The following is a 19,331-nucleotide window of genomic DNA, read 5'->3' as shown; positions in this document are numbered from 1 at the left end:
ATGCGCCTGACAAGATAGCGCTCGACAGGGCCCCACTGAAGGATGATGCTCGAAATCTCTTCCTACCGCGCAACTTTGAGCATCAAAGGTGCACGGCGTTCCTCAGGGGGTGACCGCCAGCACCGGCGGGACCGGGGAGGACCACCGGTGACCGCAGGGGTCGAAGACCAGGACCACGGGGCGGCCGGGCCGCTGCCGCCAGGAGATGCGCTCCGCGGCGCCGTCGCACACCGGACAGCGGGGCAGCGGGCCGGGCTCCGGCGGGCACTCGGGGGCCGCCGTGAGCGGCGTGCGGTGCGGATCGCGCATGGAGGCTCCCTGGTCGTGCGGTTGGACTGATCGCACTGTGCCATGGCGGAGCCTTCGGCCGCATGGGCGAATCGTCCAGTGTTCCGGCTGGTCAGAGGTGTGGCCCACAGGAGGTTTTCGGTCCTCTTGCGGGCACTTGGTGACCAACCGCGCGCACCGCCGCCCCGGGGCCCGCCCCGCGCGGACCCCGGGGTTGCCGGGTCACACCGGCGCGTCGACCTCGGGGTGCTCGGCCAGCCAGGCGCGGACCGCCTGCTGCTCCTTGCCCTTGCCGGTGTCCTGGATCTCGGCTTCCAGGCTGGTCAGCTGCTGCTCGGTGAGCTTGAAGGAGCTCAGCCACCGCGCCACGTCCGGCTCGTCGGCGGCGAAGCCCTTGCGGGCCAGGGTGTGGATGCCGTCGCCCGTACCCCAGACCCCCTTCGGGTCCTGCAGCTTGGTCAGCTCGTACGAGGAGTACGCCCAGTGCGGGGACCACAGCACGGCCACGACGGGCTCCTTCTTGTCGTAGGCCCGCTTGAGCTCGGCGAGCATGCCCGGGGTGGACCCGTCGACGACCTGGTACTCGCCCTCCAGCCCGTACTCCTTGAGGACCTTGTCCTTCAGGATCGACATGACGCCCGCGCTCGGCTCGATGCCGATGATGCGCCCCTTGAACTGCGCCGACTTGCCCTTCAGGTCGGCGAGCGAGCGCACGTCCTTCACGTACGAGGGCACGGACAGCTCCAGCGAGGTGGGGCCGTACCAGGAGCCGAGGTCCTCCAGTTCGTTCCCGTACTTCTCCCAGTACCGGGCGTGGGTGACGGGCAGCCAGGCGTCGGTCTGGAAGTCCAGCTGGCCGCCGGCCAGGCCGGTGTAGAGGGCGCCGGCCTCCAGCTGGCGGGCGTCGACCTTGAAGCCGCGCCGCTCCAGGAGCTCCTTCCACAGGAAGGTGGAGGCGATGCCCTCGTCCCAGGGGATGTAGCCGACGGAGAGCGTGCGGCCCTTCCCGATGTCCGCGGCGCCGGCCGGTCCGTCCTGGGTGCCCGGGCCGCCGAAGGCGCCCAGCCCTCCCGCGACGAGGGCGAGGACGACGGCCCCGGTGAGGGCGTGGGCGGGCCGGGGGCGGTGGTTCCACGCCCGGGCCGCACCGGAGGCGGCGGACCGCGCCGTGGCGAGGGCGCGCCGGCCGAGCGGGGAGACCTGGCGGCCGAGCGCCCCGGTCATCCGGTCGAGGTACATGGCCAGGATGACGATCGAGATGCCCGCCTCGAACCCGAGGCCGATGTCGACGTTGCCGATGGCCCGGTAGACGGCGCCGCCGAGGCCGCCGCCGCCGACCATGCCCGCGATGACCACCATGGACAGGCCGAGCATGATGACCTGGTTGACCCCGGCCATGATGGTCGGCAGGGCCAGCGGCAGCTGGACGCGGACGAGGGTGTCGCGCGGCGCGGTGCCGAAGGCGTCGGCGGCCTCGACCAGCTCCGGGTCGACCTGGCGGATGCCGAGCTCGGTCATCCGTACGCCCGGCGGCAGCGAGAAGATGATGGTCGCGATGATGCCGGGCACCACGCCCACCCCGAAGAAGATGATGCCGGGGATCAGGTAGACCATGGCCGGCATGGTCTGCATGAAGTCCAGGACCGGCCGCAGCACGGCGCTGACCCGGTCGGAGCGCGAGGCCCAGATGCCGAGGGGGACGGCGAAGAACAGCGTGACGAGGGTGGCGACCAGGACCAGGGACAGCGTGGACATGGCCTCGGACCACAGATCCACGGAGTCGACGAGGGCGAAGCCCGCGAAGGCGGCCAGGCCCGCGAGGAGCCCGCGCAGCCACCAGGCGCCGATGGCGAGGATGCCCGCGAACAGCAGCGGTGCGGGGGCGGACAGGACGGCGTCGATGCCGTCGTAGAGGCCGGTGACGAGCGCGCTGATCGCGTCGAACAGCCAGGACAGATGGCTCTGGAGGAAGTCGACACCGCTGTCGACCCAGGCTCCGAGGTGCAGGCGGGGCATCAGGCGGTCACCTGCGCGCAGGCCATCGGCGGCCGCGGTTCGTCGCCGATGAAGGCGATGAGGCGGTCCTGCGGGACGGAGCCGATGACCGCGCCGTCCGCGTCGGTCACGGCGACCGGGTGCGGGACCCGGGCGCTGACGGCGCACAGGTCGGCGAGCGGGGTGCCGGCGTGGACGGTGGGGCAGGCGCAGGCGTCCGCGCCGGCGGGGGCGTCGTCCATGACGGCTCCGGCCGTGAGCACGCGCGAGCGGTCCACGTCCTGGATGAAGGAGGCCACGTAGTCGTCGGCGGGCCGGGTGAGGATGTCCTCGGCGGTGCCCTGCTGGACGATGCGCCCGTCCCGCATGACGGCGATGCCGTCGCCCAGGCGCATCGCCTCGTTGAGGTCGTGGGTGATGAAGACGATGGTCTTCTTCAGCCGCCGCTGCAGGGTCAGGAGCTGGTCCTGCATGTCGCGGCGGATCAGCGGGTCGAGGGCGCTGAAGGACTCGTCCATCAGCAGCAGGTCGGCGTCGGTGGCCAGGGCGCGGGCCAGGCCCACGCGCTGCTGCATGCCGCCGGAGAGCTCGTCGGGCCAGGACTTCTCCCAGCCGCCGAGCCCGCACAGCGCCAGGGCCTCGCCGGCCCGGCGTTCGCGCTCGGCCCGGGGGACGCCCTGGACCTCCAGGCCGTACGCGGCGTTCTCGAGGACGTCGCGGTGCGGGAACAGCGCGAAGTGCTGGAACACCATGCTGATCTTGGTGGAGCGCACCCGGCGCAGCTCGCGCGCCCCGAGCGCGGTGAGGTCCTCACCGTCGAAGAGGATGCGTCCCGCGCTGGGCTCCAGCAGTCCGTTGAGCATGCGCAGCAGTGTGGACTTGCCGGATCCGGACAGTCCCATGACGACGAAGATCTGGCCGGGCTCGACGCGGAACGATGCGTCGATGACCGCGGCCGTCGTCCCGGCGGCGCGCAGCTCCTCGCGGCCGGCCCCGTTCCGGAGCGCGCGGACCGCCGCCGCCTCCTCGTCGGGGTGTCTGGCGAACACCTTGTGGACGTGCTCGGCCTGGAGCGTGGACACATGCACCTCGCGGGTCGTACCGGGTACGGCGCGCGCCGGTCGGGCCGGCGGGCCGTGGAGCGGGACGGGATCTGCCCGCGTGCGCCACCCTCCGGCGGATTGGGCCGGAGTAGGTGGTTCCACTCCAGCCCCGCCCGTGCCCGGCATTCACCTGCGCAAACGCAAAGGTGATCTACCTCACGGTTGTGGCCCGGTGCGGGTCCTCCGGTTCGTCCTCGAGCATGGATGCGCGCAGGTGCCCGAGGATCCGGTTCAGCAGTCGCGAGACCTGCATCTGCGAGATGCCGAGCACGGCGCCTATCTGGGCCTGGGTCAGCTCCTCGCCGAAGCGCATCCGCAGCATCCGGCGCTCGCGCTCGCTCAGCCGTTCCAGCAGCGGTGCCAAGGTCTGGATGTCCTCGACCAGTTCCATGGCCGGCTCGTCGCCGCCGATGACCTCGGCGAGCGTGTGCCCCTCGGCCTGACCGCCGCCGTACTCGGACGGAGCCATCTGCGGGGCGTCCAGGGAGCCGCTGGTGTGGCCGTTCGCGGCGAAGAGGCCTTCGATCACCTCTTCCTCCGAGAGGCCGAGGCGCTCGGCGAGGTCCGCGACGGTGGGCGACCTGTCGAGCTCGCTCGTCAGCGCCTCCTTCGCCTTCGCGATGTCGATGCGGAGCTCCTGGAGCCGGCGCGGGACACGGACGGCCCAGGTGGTGTCGCGGAAGTGCCGCTTGATCTCGCCGGTGATGTACGGCATGGCGAGCGTGGAGAACTCGTTCTCGCGGGCCGGGTCGAACCGGTCGATGGCCTTGATCAGGCCGATGGTGCCCACCTGGACGATGTCCTCGATGTCACCGCCCTCGCCGCGGTTGCGGAAGCGGCGCACCGCGTACTGGACGAGTGAGGCATTCATCTCAATGAGGGTGTTGCGGACGTACTGGTACTCCGGGGTGCCCTCGGACAGTTCGCGCAGCCGCCGGAAGAAGACCTTCGAGAGCTCCCTCGCGTCCGCCGGGGCCATCTCCCGGGGCTCGTCGATCCGCGGCACTCCGGCACTGCGCGCCGCCGAATCGGCGCTGCGGCGCGGGCTGGGGACAGTGGCGCGGGCGGCAGCGGGGGCGGGAACGCCGTCACGGACGGCGTCGGTATGGGAGGACGGGGCAGGGACCGGCATGGGGTTCGCTCCTTGGGCTGGTCGGCTTGCGGCGCGGGACCTTGACTGCCGTAGATGGTGGACCTCTTCTTCTCTCCCGTCAAGAATTACCGGAAATCTGTTTCACGTCTTGCGCCACGCGAATCACCCATCGCATCATGACGGGCATGGGGAGCATGTCTCGGCGTAATAACTGGACATTCCTGACGAATCATGCCCGCGTCCTGGTGACCATCGCCCGGGACCCGGCCGTGCGGCTCAGGGATGTGGCCGCCGTGTGCGGACTGACGGAACGCACCGTCCAGGCGATCGTCACCGACCTGGAGACGGACGGGTACCTGCGGCGCGTCCGCGACGGGAGGCGCAACCGGTACGAGATCTCCCCAGGCGCGGTCTTCCGGCATCCCGCCGAGGCGGGCGTCCAGGTGGCCGGCCTGCTCGCCCTGCTGACGGGAGCCGCCGCCGACCCGGACGCCCCGCCCCCGACCCCGGACATGACCGGCCCGGAGGCCACCGAGCTCCTCGGCATGACGCCGGCCCTCGATCCCTCCGGCTGACGCGCCCTCCGCCTGACGCGTCCTCTACGTGACGCGGAAGCCGCCGACCGGGCGGTGGTCACGGCGGTCGGGGCCATCGGGGCGGTCACGGTGGAAGGTCAGCCGGTCCCAGGTGGGAAAGGCCAGGTCGGTGACGGCCAGCAGCCGGCCGGAGGGGGCGTGCAGGGTGCGGCGCACGGTCAGGCCGCAGGTCCGGGCGGCGTCCGGCGGCTGGATGGTGCGCGTCATGGTGAGGGTCTCGGCGACCCGGCCGGTCGCCTCGGCCCGGTCGAGCCAGCGGTGCAGGGGGGCCAGGTCCACATCGCGGACCGCCGCCGAGGGGTCGCGGTAGCGGGCGAGTTCGGGGTTCCCGGCGACGGCCTCGCGGCTGAGGTAGGTGACGGCGTGCCGCAGGGTCTCGCCCGCCGGGCCGCGTTCGCGGCGATGGTGGACGAGGGTCCGCTCACCGCCGCTCATGCCGAGCAGCTCGGCGAGCGAGGGCGCCACGGTGACCAGCGTGAGCCAGCTCTGCGTGCACCCGCGTACGGGCGCCGCCGCGGGCCCCGGCACGGAAGCCGGTGCGGGCGCGGGCGCGGGCACGGCCGCCGCGACGACGCGCGTGCCACGGCGGCCGGTGACGACGAGGCCGTCCTCGCGCAGGTGCTGGAGCGCGGCCCTGATGGTCTGCCGGTTGACCTGGTAGCGGGCGGCCAGGCTGCGCTCGGAGGGCAGCCTGCCGCCGGGGGCGTGCGCGGCGCGGTCGAGTTCGTCCCGCAGCGCTGCGGCGATCCGCTGGTACTTGGGCATGGCGGCCGGGCCGCCGCCCCGCGAAGGGGAGGACATGGCTTCTCCTCTGACGGGTGGTCAAGGACTGCGCGGTCTGCCCGACCAACCTAGCATTGGTCTATACCTTTGGGTGAGGGGGCTTCGCGGACCGCGCACCACCTTGGCCGGTTTCCTACCCCCTCAGCGGGTTCGCAAGCGGCAGATAGCGGGCGTCCGCGCCGTCCGCGCGGGTCCAGCGCAGCAGCAGGTTGGTCTTGGCCGGCAGGGCGGGAGCGGCGAGCAGTTCCGCGATCTCGGGAAGCCCGCGCTCGGCGTCGTAGCGCAGGAGCTCCTCCCGTACGGCCGGCCACACCAGCTCCGAGATGTCCGGATGCCGCTCCTCCAGCGCCCCGGCCATCTCCGCCAGGTGGTTGACGACCAGGCAGTAGACCAGCCGCTGCCAGGCCGCCGCGCGCTCGAGGTCGGGCAGGAGTTTGACGCCCTCCGCATCGCGGAAGAGGGCCTGGACCGGCATGCCCGCCGCGTCGACGGCGACCAGGGTGTTCTGCAGGTGCGCCTCCAGCACGATGCCGTGACGGTCGAACAACTCCAGTACCGGGGGCACCACCTGGCGCAGATACGCCCGCCACCAGGCGGCCGGGTCGGCGGCGAGCGCGAGGGGGCTTCCGGGGTAGCCCTCGGCGAGCGCGGCGGCCAGCAGCGGAGTGGCCCCGGGCACGGCGTGCGCGTGCCCGTGCCCGGGGCCCTGCCCGTCCCGCGTGCCGAAGCCGTCGCGGATCAGTACGGCGAGCTCCTCGAAGGCGAAGGCCGCGGTGCGGTAGCCGCGGTCGGCGAGCCAGGCCGCGCCCGAACCGGCCCGGTGCAGCGCGGCGAAGCCGGCTTCGACCGCCGCGTCGGTGCGGCGCAGTTTCAGCAGGTCGTGGCGCCACAGCCGGCGTACGTCATTGGTGATCCGCACGTCGAGGCTGAACTTCACGAACAGGTCGGCCGCGCCGCCGGGTACGTACAGGGTCCGGATCGAGGCGGTCGGCCAGACGGGCAGGCGGCTCTCGCCGAGCCGCAGCAGCCGCCCGTCGGCGAAGGCCTCGCGCACCGCCGGCCGGGAGCCGACGAGCTCCAGCTGCCAGGGGTGGGCGGGCAGCAGCCGGTATCCGGCGGGCGGGCGGGGCCCGTCGAGGGCGTCGGCGAGGGAGTCGATCGCCCCGGCCGCGGCCGGCCCGCCCTCCTCGGCTGCCTGGTCCTCGCGGAGCCCGAGGAAGACGAGCGGGAAGCGGGCGTGGGCCTCCGGCGCGTACGGCAGCCAGCTCCCGGCCGGGGCCCCGCCCCGCGCCTTCGGCGCGGGATGGTGCGGGTGGCCCATGACCAGGGACTGTTCGGAGAGGAGGTACGGGTCGGCCGGGGGTTCGGCGACGGAGCGGGCGGCCAGCAGCGCGGCGACGGTGTCCCGGCTGTCGTTGATCTCGACCGGCAGTTCGTCGTTCGGGACGCCGGTGTACCGGCCCAGTTCGTCGGAGGTGAGTTTGACCAGCTCCGTGTGGCTGAGCGGATGCCAGCCGTCCGCCGTGCGCAGTTCGGGGCTGCCGGGCCGGCGGGCGCCCCGCACCCGGAGCAGCCGGCCGCTGCCGCGGAGCCGGTGGACCCCCGTGCCGTGCCCGCCGGCCGGCTCGGCGGCCTCCCGGAGCAGGCAGTTCAGGAGCGGGGTGGCCGCGTAGGCATCGGCGGCGGCGTTGAAGTCCAACGGTTCCATTCGGTCCCATCCGGTGCGCCGGGGGCTCGCGGAGACGTCCACCGGCCGTGATCATCAGTATCCGCGATGATGACGTGATCATCCTGAAAAGCGATATCCCGATGTGCGGAGCTTCCAGCATGTACTTTCCCGCTTCCCCCGCCGAAGAGGCCGTCGCAGCCGAGCTGGCCTCGGTGCGCCCGGCGCTCGAGCCGGCGTACACCGGCGCGCTCGGCGGAGCGCGGGCCGCCGTACTGACCCGGCTGTGGCGGGCCCTGGCCTTCGAACCGCTGCCGTGGGTGGCGGGCCGGGAGCGCGGCTCCGGGAGCCTGACGCTGCGGCTGGCAGGGGGCAGCCGCCTGGAGGGCCCGCTGCCGGACCCTTACGCCACGGATGCGTACGTACGGGAGCTGCTGCTCGACGGCAAGCCCCACCGGCAGGCCGCGCGGCTGATGGATGCTCTGGGCGTGCCGCACGGGGCGGAGTTCGCCGCCGAGCTGGACGGCAGCACGGCCTCCCTCGCGCTCTCCCGTGCCGGGCAGCCGGCCGAGGGGCCGGACGGCCTCGCGCCGCGCAGCACCCGGGAGTGGGAGCAGCGGGTGGTCGACGGACATCCGTACCACCCCAACTGCCGTTCCCGGCCCGGTTTCTCGGTGGCCGAGCAGCTGGCGTACGCGCCCGAGCACCGGCCGGTCGTCGAGCTCGGGCTGATCGCCGTACGGGCCGAGGAGTGCCTGGTCACCGGCGGCTGGCCGGCGGAGCTGCGGGACGGGGAGCGGATCCTGGTCCCGGTGCACCCGTGGCAGGCGGAGCACGTACTGGGCGGCGGGCGCCCGCGGCCCGGGTTCGCGGGGCATCCGCTGATGGCGCTGCGGACGCTGGCTCCGGTGGCGGGCGGGGCGCACGTCAAGACGGCGCTGAGCACACGGCTGACCTCTTCCGTGCGGGACATCTCCGGCTACTCGATCGAGACGGCGGCGGCCGTGTCCGCCTTCGCCCAGTCGCTGTCGGAGCGGCTCGACGGCCGGCTGCACGTCACCCGCACACTGGGCGCGGCCACCGCTCACAGCCCGGACCTCGCGGCCGTGCTGCGCGAGCCGCCGGAGGTGTACGCGGACGCCGCCGCCGGTGAGCGGGTGCTGCCGGTGGCCGCGCTGGCCTGGTTCCCCCCGGCCCGCTCGGCGGCGTGGCTGGCCGAGTTCGCCGGTCTCGCGCTCTCGGTGTGCCTGCGCGTGCTGGAACTCGGCGTGGCGCTGGAGGCCCACGGCCAGAACCTGCTGGTGGTGGTGTCCGCCGACGGCGCCCCGCTGCGGCTGGTCTACCGCGATCTCGCCGACATCCGGATCAGCCCGGCCCGGCTGGTCCGGCACGGGCTGCCGGTGCCGCCCCTGGCGGGGCGGCTGATCACCGACGACGCGGCCCTCCTGCGGCGCAAGCTGTTCGGGTCCCTGCTGACGGGGGCCCTGGGCGCCACGGCGGGCTCGGCCCGTGCCTTCGCCGAGGCCTTCGCCTCCGCCGGGGCGGCCGGACTGCCGGCCACCGCCGACACCGGGGCCCTGCTCACCGGCGCGCTGCCCACGAAGGCGCTGACCCTGATGCGGCTGAGCCCCGGCGTGCCGGGCGACCGGTGGGCGGAGCTGCCCAATCCGCTGACCGGGGGGTGAGGCGCGGCGCCGATCGGGCTACCGCCCAGGAGCAGGACAGAGACGTCGAACCCGAGTGCCGTGCCGGCCGCCTTGGCCGAGTACGTGCGCGGGGCCGGGGCCGGGGCGGGCGGGGGGCCGCGCGGTCGCGGATCTCGGCTGCGGTCCCGGACGCATGACGGCGCACCTGGACGGGCTCGGCGTACGGGCCTTCGGCGTCGGCCCGTCCCCGTGCGGACGGCGTGCTCGGCGGGGTCCTCGCCTGGTACTGCACGGTGCACATCCCGCCGGCGGAGCTGTCGGCCGTGTTCGCCGAGTTCGCCGAGTTCGAGCGGGTGCCGGCGCCGGGGCGGTCACGTACTGATCGCGAAACCCACGTTGCATGATCATGCATGATGACGCATACTCTTCCTATGTCTAAGGTTCTCACCTCCCTGCCCACCGGCGAGCGCGTCGGCATCGCCTTCTCCGGCGGACTCGACACCTCCGTCGCGGTCGCGTGGATGCGCGACAAGGGTGCCGTCCCGTGCACCTACACCGCCGACATCGGCCAGTACGACGAGCCCGACATCGCGTCGGTGCCCGGCCGTGCGACGGCGTACGGCGCGGAGATCGCGCGCCTGGTCGACTGCCGCGCCGCGCTGGTCGAGGAGGGCCTGGCCGCGCTCACCTGCGGCGCGTTCCACATCCGGTCCGGCGGCCGCGCCTACTTCAACACGACGCCGCTCGGCCGCGCCGTCACCGGCACCCTGCTGGTCCGGGCGATGCTCGAGGACGACGTGCAGATCTGGGGCGACGGCTCCACGTTCAAGGGCAACGACATCGAGCGGTTCTACCGCTACGGCCTGCTCGCCAACCCGCACCTGCGCATCTACAAGCCGTGGCTCGACGCGGACTTCGTCACCGAGCTCGGCGGCCGCAAGGAGATGTCGGAGTGGCTGCTCGCCCACGACCTCCCCTACCGCGACAGCACCGAGAAGGCGTACTCCACCGACGCCAACATCTGGGGCGCCACCCACGAGGCCAAGACCCTGGAGCACCTCGACACCGGCGTCGAGACCGTCGACCCGATCATGGGCGTGCGGTTCTGGGACCCGTCGGTCGAGATCGCGGCCGAGGACGTGACGATCGGCTTCGACCAGGGCCGCCCGGTGACGATCAACGGCAAGGAGTTCGCCGGCCCGGTCGACCTGGTGATGGAGGCCAACGCCATCGGCGGGCGCCACGGCCTGGGCATGTCGGACCAGATCGAGAACCGCATCATCGAGGCCAAGAGCCGCGGCATCTACGAGGCCCCGGGCATGGCCCTGCTCCACGCCGCCTACGAGCGCCTCGTCAACGCGATCCACAACGAGGACACCCTCGCGCAGTACCACAACGAGGGCCGGCGCCTCGGCCGCCTCATGTACGAGGGCCGCTGGCTCGACCCGCAGGCGCTGATGATCCGCGAGTCGCTGCAGCGCTGGGTCGGCGCGGCCGTCACCGGCGAGGTGACCCTGCGGCTGCGCCGCGGCGAGGACTACTCGATCCTCGACACCACCGGCCCGGCGTTCAGCTACCACCCGGACAAGCTGTCCATGGAGCGCACCGAGGACTCGGCCTTCGGCCCGGTGGACCGGATCGGCCAGCTCACCATGCGCAACCTCGACATCGCCGACTCCCGCGCCAAGCTGGAGCAGTACGCCGCTCTCGGCATCGTCGGCAACACGCACGAGACGCTCATCGGCGCCGCCCAGGCCGCCTCGACGGGGCTGATCGGCGCGATGCCGGAGGGCGGCGCCGAGGTCATCGCCTCCCGCGGCCAGGCCGAGGGCCACGACGAGCAGATGCTCGACCGCGCCGCGATGGAGTCCGGCACCGACTAACGGCACCACGGAACCGGGCTGACCCCCGACCGGCCATGGGCCGTTCGGGGGTCAGCCCGGTGTGTGGCGCCCCGCCTGCACGCCGATCGGTGCGGGCGGTGGCAGGAAAGGGGCATGAGCCTCCGACGGCGCCAGGTCCTGGGCACCGCGGCCGCGGCCGCCCTCGCTTCCGTGGGCGCGGCCGGCCGTGGCCCTGGCTTCGACGCGCTCGCCCGCGGGATCGACGGGCGGGTGGTGCTCCCGGGCGACGGGGAGTACGCCGAGGCCCGGCAGCTGTTCCAGCCCCGGTACGACTCCGTGGCGCCGGGCGCGGTGGCCTACCCCGCGCACGCCGGCGACGTGGCCGTCTGCCTGGACTTCGCCCGCCGCGCGGCCGTACCGGTGGTCGCCCGGGGCGGCGGGCACGGCTACGCCGGCTGGTCGACGCGCGCCGGCGGTCTGGTGGTCGACGTCGGGGCCATGGCCGCGGTCGCGGTCGGGGCGGACGGCGTACGGATCGGCGCGGGGGCCCGGCTCGGCGACGTGAACGCGGCCCTCGCCGGGCAGGGGCTCGCCGTCCCGACCGGGCTGTGCCCGTCCGTCGGCATCGCGGGACTCACCCTCGGCGGCGGCCTGGGCTTGGCCTCCCGGGCCTACGGCGCGACCTCCGACCGGCTCACCGCCGCCGAGGTGGTCACCCCCGACGGCGCCGTGCGCGAGGTGTCCGCCGGCCGGGACGCGGAGCTGTTCTGGGCCCTGCGGGGCGGCGGGGGCGGCAACTTCGGGGTGGTCACCGCGTTCCGGTTCGACACGCACCCGGCGGGCGACTGCGCCTTCGCCGAACTGCACTGGCCTGAAGCCGACTCGGCGGCGGTCCTGCGCGGCTGGCAGCGCTGGCTGACGGCGCTCCCGGACCCGTTCTGGAGCCAGGTCGAGTTCACGGTCGAGGCGGGATCCGCCGCGCCGCCCCCGGCAGTACGCGTGGTGTGCCTCGACGGCCGCCCCGAACTGGACCGGCAGCTGACCCGGCTCTCGGACCTGGTCGGCCGGCCGGTGCGGGACAGCTGGAGCGTCGTACGGAGCTACGGGGACACCGTACGGGCCCTGTCGGGCTGTCTGGAGCGGAGCCCCGAGCAGTGCCGGCTGCCGGGGACACTGCCCGGCCGCGGTCCCCGCGGCCTGCTGGGCCGGGAATCGTATGCGGCGCGCTCCGACTTCTGGGCGGGCGCCGGGCTGCCGGACGCGGCGGTCGGCGCGGTGCTGGCCGCGGTCCGGCGGTACGGCTCCGCGGTTCCCCCCGGCGGCCTCGGGGTGGTGCAGTTCGACGGGGTCTGCGGCGGCGCCCTGAACCGGGTCCCGGCCGCCGACACCGCTTTCGTGCACCGCGACAGCGCCTTCCTCGCCCAGTACCTCGCCTACTGGCCCCGGTCGGCGACGGCCGCCGAGGTGGCCCGGCACCAGGCCTGGCTCGACGGGCTCTGGCAGGACCTGCGCCCCTGGGCGAGCGGCCGGGCGTACCAGAACTACACCGATCCGCGGCTCGGCGGCTGGCGCGAGGCCTACTACGGGCCGAACCTCTCCCGGCTGGAAGACGTCCGCCGCGCCTACGACCCCGACCGGTTGTTCCGCTTCCCCCAGGCCGTCTAGGAGCTGCGCATGCGACGACTGTTGACCTTGGCCATGGCTGCGGCGGCTGTGCTGGCCGCCGCGGGGCCGCTGCCCGTCGCCGAGGCCGGGAGCGCCGCCGCCGGAGCGGCCGGGCACTGGTCAGCCCGGGCGGCGGAGTCCTTCTGGACCGCCGAACGGATGGCCGCCGCCGCCCCTCTGCCCCCGGATCCGGTCCCGGGCGCGGCCGCGGGACCCGAACCGGAGACGGCTCCGGTGCCGCTGCCGCTGCCCCTTCCCCTGCCCCTTCCCCTGCCGGAGCCGGCCCTGACTCCCGCGCCCGCTGCACCGAGCCCGGACCCGGCCGCGGTCCCGGTGACCGCGCCGACCGCGCGTCCGGGCCCCGTACTCAGCCCGCCTCCGGCACCCGCACCGGGACCGGCCGTACCTCCCACCCGCCCGGTCCGGCCCGCCCCCGTACGCCTCCCCGCCACCACCCCCGGGGTCGGGCGGGACTTCGACGGCATCCCGGTCGCCGGCCGCATGTTCCTGGTCAAAGGGGGCGGCTCGTACTTCTGCACGGCGAGCGTGGTCGCCTCCCCGGGCCGGAACCTGGTGCTCAGCGCCGCGCACTGCCTGACCGGCGCCGACACCCGGCAGGTGGCCTTCGTACCGCGGTACACGCGCGCGAAGCCGCAGCCGTACGGAATGTTCCCGGTCCTGCGGGACGCGGCGGGCCGCTCCCGGATCTGGATCGACCCGCGCTACCGGTCGCAGGGCCCCGACCGCGCGGCCGCGCTCGACGCGGCCTTCGCGCACGTGGGACCGGACGCCCGCGGCCGCCCGGTGCAGGACGTGGTCGGCGGGAACCGACTGGTCACGGGCGCCGCGTACGCGCATCCGCGGGTCACGCTGATCGGCCACCCGTCCTCCGCGGCCCGCCCGCGCCTGTGCGTCAACCGGACGACGAAGTTCACCAGCAGGGACGCGCGGATCCCGGGCTCGTTCCTGCGGATCCACTGCACGGGCTATCCCGGCGGGACCAGCGGTGGCCCGTTCCTGGTCCGGTACGACGCGCGGACCGGGACCGGTGACGTGGTCGGGGTGATCGGCGGTTGGAAGACCGGCGGGGACACCGCCGACACCTCCTACAGCTCGTACTTCGGCAAGGACATCAGGAAGTTGTACGAGAAGGCGGTTGCCGGGGCGAAGGCGGGGTGAGCACCCGGACCCAACGGGTCCGGCGCGGGTTGCCGACCGTGCGCGGGGTCGCCGGGAGCCCGGCGGCGATCAGCGGGTCGGCGGGCGCCAGGCCCAGCCTGCGGCGCAGGTCGGCGAGGGCGGCGTGGACCGGGGCGAGGACCACCTCGGCCCCCGGGTCGATGTGCGCGAGGGCGTGCGCCGTGGTCTCGATGGCCTCGGCGGCGTCCTCGGCGGCGGTCCGGCTCCACCCTGCGGGCGCGCCGGTCCGCCAGGGCGCGACGGTGTCGTAGAGGTGGCAGGCGGCATCGGCCACGGCGTCGGCCCGTTCCTCGACGCCCGGCGCCGCGATGGTCGGCAGTTCCATGCCCGGTCAACGAGCCGGTTCCCTCCGGGGGTACGAGTCGATGCCCTGGAGCGGCGCGCCGCGGCCGGCCGGCGTGCCCCGCCGGCTCCCCCGCCTTACCGCGCCGACGCCGCCCGGAGGATCCGCCGGGAGACCGCGTGGGCCGCGGCGGTGGCCGCACCCGCCAAGGCCAGTCCGGTCACCGCGTCCCGGGCCCGCGCGGGCCGCAAGACCCCGGCGCGGCGCAGCCGGCCCCGCGCCCAGAGGGTGAAGGGGACGACGACGAGCGGCGAGGTGACCACGCCGGGGGTGTATCCGCGGGTGGCGGCGGCCTGTCCGAGGTGCACGAGACCGTGCAGGCCGAAGCCGGTGAGGGCGCCCTGGTAGAAGCCCGAACGCCCGCCGGTGCGCAGGCCGTCGGCGGACGCGGCGGCCACCACGACCCCCATGACGCCGACGGCGGCGGCGAACTCGCGTCCGTCGACGGCTTCGAGGCGCTTCCACAGTGGGGCCGGGACGCGGGGGTGGCGCTCGCGCAGGACGGGGACCCGCCTGCGCGACCAGCGCGCCATGGTGGCCACTTCCTCCAGGTCGTGCACGGCCCAGGCCGCCAGCAGACCGAGCGTGGCGAGGACGGGCGGGGAGCCGGGGGCGTGGCGCTTCGGTTCGTTCATCAGTGCACAGTCTGCAGCCAGAGCGGCAGCAGCAGGAGCGACGCCAGCGAGGTCTTGATCACTATCGAGGCGGAGAGCTGGACGCCCACGTCGTAGCGCTGGGCGAAGACGAACAGGTTCTGCGGGGTGGGCATCGCGGCGAGCAGGACGAGGTACGCGAGCCACTCGCCGCGCACGCCGACCAGCCCCCCGCACACCGCCCAGGTCAGCAGTGGGAAGGCCACGCACTTGAAGGCGATGAGGGCCAGCTCCTCGCGCGTGGTGCCCCGCAGGTCCAGGCCGGCGCCCCCGAGGTGCAGGCCCAGCGCGAACAGTGCCACCGGCGAGGCGCTGCCGCCGACGAAGGCGGCTGCGTCCAGGACCACGGCCGGGACGTGCACGGACAGCAGGTTGAGCACGATGCCCGCGTTGCAGGCCAGGACCAGCGGTGTGGCGAGCGAGGCGCCGAGCGCCCGGGCCAGACGCCGTCCGGGGCCGCCCGCGCCGGGGCCCGCCCGGCCCAGCTCCATGAGGGAGATGACGGCCAGGGACAGGACGCACACCTGGAACAGCAGGATCGGGAAGATCGGGGCGGCCGTCCCGAACACGGTGATGAAGACGGGGACGGCGAAGTAGGCGGTGTTCACCTGGACCCCCGCCATGACCCGCAGGGCCACGGCCCGGGGTTCGCGGATCCCGCGGGCCGCGGACGCCACCGCGACCGCGGCCACCGCGAGGGCGGCCGCGCCGGCGTAGCCGCCGATCGCCTGCCAGTCGAACAGGGCCGCCAGGTCACCGGCGTAGGTGGTGCCGAAGAGGTAGCAGGGCACGGCGAAGAGGAAGGCGTAGTCGGAGAAGGCCTTGGCGGCCTCGGCGGGGACGGCCTTGCGGCGGGCGAGCAGCACCCCGCCGCCGAAGGCCAGCAGCACCGGCACCAGCTTCTCCAGCGCGGCTGCCCCACCCATGCGTACCGGCTCCCCCGTGATCGTCCGGCGAGCAGCCTATCCCCCGGCCCCGTTGCGCATAGGCTGGGCCGATCATGAGCGACAAAGCCCGCTTCCGGCTGTTCGGCCGGACCCGCGCACGCGACCGTGCCGTCTCACCCTCGCCCTCGCCCGGCTCCCGGGTGCCCGGGGCGCTGGCGCAGCTGGCCGTGGTGCTGCGCACGCCCGCCCGGGCGACGCAGCCGCTGTTCGGGCGGGCGCCCAAGATGTGGCAGCGGATGCTGCCGTTCGCCGTCGTCGGCGTGTTCGTGGTGACGCTGCTGCCGGTGACCATCGCCGTGCTGACCAACGACTACGGGCTCAGCGGGGGCTGGTCGGGCGCGCTGGGCGTGGCGCAGACCGTGCCGCTGCTGCTCGCCGTGACCCGGCCGCTGCACGCCTGGGGCGTGGTCCTGCTCGCCGACACGATCGGCGCGGTGCTGCTGATCCACGCCGACCGGGTGGCCGCGCACGCCTGGCCGTGGACGCCGATGGCCATCGTCGGCTACCTGCTGCTGATGGCGTGTCTGGGGCTGCGCGAGTCCATCCGGACGCTGGTCGGGGTGTGGCTGGCGACCGGGGCGGTCGGGGCGGTGCTGGGCTTCTTCCAGCCGGCGGGCTCCATGAACACCGCCGCGCTGCTGTTCGTGCTGGGCGGGGTGATGCTGGCGCTGACGGGCGCACTGCGCGGGCTGGGCGACGCGCAGCAGCGGATCGCGGAGCAGGAGAGCATCAGCGAGGCGGAGCGGGCCCGGCGGACCCTGCTCGAGGAACGGGCCCGGATCGCGCGGGAGTTGCACGACGTGGTGGCCCACCATATGTCGGTGATCACCGTGCAGGCCGATTCCGCCCCGTACCGGCTGCCGGGCATGCCGGAGCCGGTTCGGGAGGAGTTCGCGGCGATCGCGGCGAGCGCCCGGGAGTCGCTGGGCGAGATGCGGCGGCTGCTGACCGTGCTGCGCGGGGACGGTACGGAGCGCGCCGAGGGCGAGAAGGCCCCGCAGCCCGGGATCGACCGGCTCCAGCAGCTGGTGGAGGCGACCGTACGGGCCGGGCAGCCGGTGGAGTTGTCCCTGCAGGCCGGCGCGGCCGGGGCGGCTCCGCCGGCCGTGGACCTGTCGGCGTACCGGATCGTGCAGGAGGCGCTCGCCAACGTGGTCCGGCACGCGCCGGGGGCGCCGACCCGGGTCTCGGTCACCGTCGACGAGGACGAGGTCCTGGTGCTCGTGGTCAACGGCCCGGCCCGGGACACCGTGGTGGCGCTGGAGAGTTCGGGCACGGGGCACGGTCTGGTGGGGATGCGGGAGCGCGTACGGTTGACCGGCGGGACGCTGGACACCGGTCCGCTGCCCGACGGCGGCTTCCGGGTCGCCGCCCGCCTGCCCCTGAACTCCGCGAACGAGGACTCGAGTTGACCATCCGCGTGATCATCGTCGACGACCAGGCCATGGTGCGGGCGGGGTTCGCCGCGCTGTTGTCGGCGCAGGCCGACATCGATGTGGTGGGCGAGGCGCCCGACGGCCGGCAGGGCGTTCAGGTCTCCCGCTCCACGCACCCCGACGTGGTGCTGATGGACGTGCGGATGCCGGAGATGGACGGGCTCACGGCGGCCCGCGAGCTCCTCGATCCCCCGCCCGGGGTGGTGCACCGGCCGAAGGTGCTGATGCTGACCACCTTCGACATCGACGACTACGTGTACGAGGCGCTGCGCGCGGGCGCCTCCGGGTTCCTGCTGAAGGACGCGCCGCCCGCCGACCTGATCGCGGCGGTACGGGTCGTGGCGTCGGGCGAAGCGCTGCTGGCGCCCTCGGTGACCCGCAGGCTGATCGCGGACTTCGTGCAGCAGCGTCCGGCGCCGCGCAAGGATCCGGCGCTGCGGCTGAACGGTCTCACGCCGCGGGAGACCGAGGTACTGGAACTCATCGCGCGCGGGTTGTCGAACCAGGAGATCGCGGCTCATCTGGTGCTCGCGGAGCAGACGGTCAAGACGCACATCGGCCGGGTGCTGGCCAAGCTCGACCTGCGGGACCGGGCGCAGGCGGTGATCTTCGCGTACGAGGCGGGAGTGGTGCGGCCGGGCGGCTCCACCTGAGTTCCCGACCGCCCGGCCTGCCGTCTTCGGCCTGTCGCCTGCCCGCTACGGCACGTTGGCCACGGTTTCGCAGCGCGTCGCGAAGTCGGTTCCGCTTTCGCCGTCGCAGTCGTCCGGATTGCCCGGGCCGCCGTCGAGGAAGTCGCTGGCGGGGCCTGCCTTGATCGTGTCGATCCCGTCGCCGCCGTCGAGGAAGTCGCTGCCGCCGGCGGTCCCCGCACTCGCCGTGCCGGAGAAGTTGATGTTGTCGCCGAAGAGGCGGTCGCTGCCGCCGCGGCCGCTGATCGTGTCGTTGCCCGCGAAGGTCACCGAAGCGTCGGCGGGACCGCTGTCGCCGACGAGGAACTCGTCGGCGCTGCCGCCGATGATGCGGTCGTTGCCGGCCCCGTTCGCGCGGCCTCCGCCGGGGTCGGAGATGTTGTGGTCGCCGGCCGCGAAGACGCCGCCGTCGACGCCCAGGTCGAGGAGGTCGTTGCCGCCGCTGCCGAACGCGTTGCCCGCGGCTTCGCTGTCCCCGGTCATGACCTCGGCGCCGGGCCCGCCGAGGAGCACGTCGCTGCCGGCACCCGTGGCGTCGCCGACGAAGGCTCCGGAGTCGCCGACCATGGCGTCGTCGCCGGGGCCGCCGTCGATCCGGTCGACTCCGCCGCCGGACGCGGTGAGCCCTCTGCTGTCCCCCGTCATCCGGTCGTCGCCGTTGCCGCCGATGAGCTGGTCGTTGCCGCCGCCGGTGGCTTCGCCTCCAGGGGCGAAGCTGTCGCCGGTGAAGAGGTCGTTCCCGTCACCGCCGATGAGCCGGTCGTTGCCGCCGCCGGTGGTGTCGCCGGTCGGGCTGTAGCCGTCGCCGCGCAGCTGGTCGTCGCCCGCGGCGCCGTCGATCTGGTCGTTGCCGTCGCCTCCGATGAGGAGGTCGTCGCCGGCCAGCCCGCAGATCAGGTCGTTGCCGCCCTGGCCGTGGATCGTGTCCGGACCCGCGGTTCCGACGATCACGTCGACGCCCGGGGTGCCGTCGGTGGTCGTGCCGGGGGTGCTGACGACGATGGTCGCGGGCACGCCGAAACACGTCGCCGGGGTCGCGCCGGCGTTCGCGCTCCCGAGGAGGACGAGGGATCCGGCGGCCATGGCGCAGGCGACGGCGGCGGCCGTGCGCCGCGGGCGGCGCGCCCCGCGGGGCGGCGTCACCCCGCTCGGATCAACGGCACGCTGACGTTCACGATCGGTCATCGCCTGTACTCCCTCTGCCTCACGATTAGTCGGACTATCACCAGAACTAGTCGTGGCCGAGGATCTCGGAGCCGCCGACACACAGGCGGCTCTGGCAGACGGCTGACGCGGATCGCACGCATGGCGCAAGGCCCCGCGACGGGCCGGGGCGGCGCCGCGGGTCTCCTCCTCCCCCTACCCGGGTATGACATCCGGC

The 19,331-nt window shown here is 74.1% G+C and carries 17 protein-coding genes and 1 pseudogene; 8 read left to right on the top strand and 10 right to left on the bottom strand.

Going from position 1 to position 19,331, the window contains the following annotated elements; all coding sequences use genetic code 11:
• Window positions 1-102: 102 nt before the first annotated feature.
• From ACZ6I1_RS00640 to ACZ6I1_RS00625, 4 genes are all read right to left on the bottom strand, one after another.
• Window positions 103-309, bottom strand: a complete 207-nt coding sequence (locus ACZ6I1_RS00640; RefSeq protein ID WP_469281581.1) for a hypothetical protein — start codon at window positions 307-309, stop codon at window positions 103-105.
• 201 nt (window positions 310-510) lie between these two features.
• Window positions 511-2,304, bottom strand: a complete 1,794-nt coding sequence (locus ACZ6I1_RS00635) for an ABC transporter permease/substrate binding protein (protein ID WP_469281580.1) — start codon at window positions 2,302-2,304, stop codon at window positions 511-513.
• Complete coding sequence (locus ACZ6I1_RS00630) at window positions 2,304-3,365, bottom strand: quaternary amine ABC transporter ATP-binding protein (RefSeq protein ID WP_469281996.1); 1,062 nt, start codon at window positions 3,363-3,365, stop codon at window positions 2,304-2,306. Before ACZ6I1_RS00630 ends, ACZ6I1_RS00635 begins: the two co-directional genes overlap by 1 nt.
• 172 nt (window positions 3,366-3,537) lie before the next feature.
• Window positions 3,538-4,365, bottom strand: coding sequence for a SigB/SigF/SigG family RNA polymerase sigma factor (locus ACZ6I1_RS00625; RefSeq protein WP_469281994.1), 828 nt, complete (start codon window positions 4,363-4,365; stop codon window positions 3,538-3,540).
• Between the two features lie 299 nt (window positions 4,366-4,664).
• Here ACZ6I1_RS00625 and ACZ6I1_RS00620 point away from each other — a divergent pair, with 299 nt between their 5' ends.
• A complete protein-coding gene (locus ACZ6I1_RS00620; RefSeq protein ID WP_469281579.1) occupies window positions 4,665-5,054 on the top strand; it encodes a MarR family transcriptional regulator in 390 nt (129 codons plus the stop codon).
• 24 nt (window positions 5,055-5,078) lie between these two features.
• Here the strand turns inward: ACZ6I1_RS00620 and ACZ6I1_RS00615 are convergent, their stop codons facing one another.
• Together ACZ6I1_RS00615 and ACZ6I1_RS00610 are read right to left on the bottom strand one after the other, a co-directional pair.
• The gene (locus ACZ6I1_RS00615) at window positions 5,079-5,876 is read right to left on the bottom strand and encodes a GntR family transcriptional regulator (RefSeq protein ID WP_469281577.1); all 798 of its coding nucleotides are present in this window, start codon (window positions 5,874-5,876) and stop codon (window positions 5,079-5,081) included.
• 115 nt (window positions 5,877-5,991) lie between these two features.
• The gene (locus tag ACZ6I1_RS00610) at window positions 5,992-7,566 is read right to left on the bottom strand and encodes an IucA/IucC family protein (protein ID WP_469281575.1); all 1,575 of its coding nucleotides are present in this window, start codon (window positions 7,564-7,566) and stop codon (window positions 5,992-5,994) included.
• Window positions 7,567-7,685: 119 nt separating this feature from the next.
• On the opposite strand from ACZ6I1_RS00610, the gene ACZ6I1_RS00605 reads away from it, so the two are divergent.
• The 5 genes and pseudogenes from ACZ6I1_RS00605 (at window position 7,686) to ACZ6I1_RS00585 (ending at window position 13,858) form a co-directional block, all read left to right on the top strand.
• Window positions 7,686-9,209, top strand: coding sequence for an IucA/IucC family protein (locus ACZ6I1_RS00605; protein WP_469281574.1), 1,524 nt, complete (start codon window positions 7,686-7,688; stop codon window positions 9,207-9,209).
• A 55-nt stretch (window positions 9,210-9,264) separates the two neighbouring features.
• Window positions 9,265-9,538, top strand: a pseudogene (locus ACZ6I1_RS00600) (class I SAM-dependent methyltransferase); the annotation flags it as partial.
• Between the two features lie 63 nt (window positions 9,539-9,601).
• Window positions 9,602-11,053 (top strand): argininosuccinate synthase, encoded by a 1,452-nt coding sequence (gene argG, locus ACZ6I1_RS00595; protein WP_469281572.1) that lies wholly within the window; start codon window positions 9,602-9,604, stop codon window positions 11,051-11,053.
• A 114-nt stretch (window positions 11,054-11,167) separates the two neighbouring features.
• Window positions 11,168-12,679, top strand: a complete 1,512-nt coding sequence (locus ACZ6I1_RS00590) for an FAD-binding oxidoreductase (protein WP_469281571.1) — start codon at window positions 11,168-11,170, stop codon at window positions 12,677-12,679.
• Window positions 12,680-12,688: 9 nt separating this feature from the next.
• The gene (locus tag ACZ6I1_RS00585) at window positions 12,689-13,858 is read left to right on the top strand and encodes a hypothetical protein (RefSeq protein WP_469281569.1); all 1,170 of its coding nucleotides are present in this window, start codon (window positions 12,689-12,691) and stop codon (window positions 13,856-13,858) included.
• On the opposite strand, the gene ACZ6I1_RS00580 is transcribed toward ACZ6I1_RS00585, so the two are convergent.
• From ACZ6I1_RS00580 to ACZ6I1_RS00570, 3 genes are all read right to left on the bottom strand, one after another.
• Window positions 13,812-14,204 (bottom strand): hypothetical protein, encoded by a 393-nt coding sequence (locus ACZ6I1_RS00580; protein WP_469281568.1) that lies wholly within the window; start codon window positions 14,202-14,204, stop codon window positions 13,812-13,814. The two genes, ACZ6I1_RS00585 and ACZ6I1_RS00580, sit on opposite strands and share 47 nt — an antisense overlap.
• 95 nt (window positions 14,205-14,299) lie before the next feature.
• Complete coding sequence (locus ACZ6I1_RS00575; protein WP_469281566.1) at window positions 14,300-14,857, bottom strand: HXXEE domain-containing protein; 558 nt, start codon at window positions 14,855-14,857, stop codon at window positions 14,300-14,302.
• On the bottom strand, window positions 14,857-15,801 hold the full coding sequence (locus tag ACZ6I1_RS00570) for an AEC family transporter (RefSeq protein WP_469281564.1): 945 nt from the start codon (window positions 15,799-15,801) through the stop codon (window positions 14,857-14,859). Before ACZ6I1_RS00570 ends, ACZ6I1_RS00575 begins: the two co-directional genes overlap by 1 nt.
• A gap of 74 nt (window positions 15,802-15,875) precedes the next feature.
• Between ACZ6I1_RS00570 and ACZ6I1_RS00565 the strand changes: the two genes are divergently transcribed.
• Both ACZ6I1_RS00565 and ACZ6I1_RS00560 read left to right on the top strand, forming a co-directional pair.
• Complete coding sequence (locus ACZ6I1_RS00565; protein ID WP_469281563.1) at window positions 15,876-17,234, top strand: histidine kinase; 1,359 nt, start codon at window positions 15,876-15,878, stop codon at window positions 17,232-17,234.
• Window positions 17,231-17,911, top strand: a complete 681-nt coding sequence (locus tag ACZ6I1_RS00560) for a response regulator (RefSeq protein WP_469281562.1) — start codon at window positions 17,231-17,233, stop codon at window positions 17,909-17,911. The genes ACZ6I1_RS00565 and ACZ6I1_RS00560 overlap by 4 nt, the downstream gene beginning before the upstream one ends.
• 45 nt (window positions 17,912-17,956) lie before the next feature.
• On the opposite strand, the gene ACZ6I1_RS00555 is transcribed toward ACZ6I1_RS00560, so the two are convergent.
• Window positions 17,957-19,135, bottom strand: coding sequence for a calcium-binding protein (locus ACZ6I1_RS00555; protein WP_469281560.1), 1,179 nt, complete (start codon window positions 19,133-19,135; stop codon window positions 17,957-17,959).
• Between the last annotated feature and the right edge of the window lie 196 nt (window positions 19,136-19,331).

Source organism: Streptomyces sp. NPDC046303 (assembly GCF_055588085.1).
Note: the sequence above shows the minus strand (reverse complement) of the source record. Positions and strands in the feature narration are given on the sequence as shown.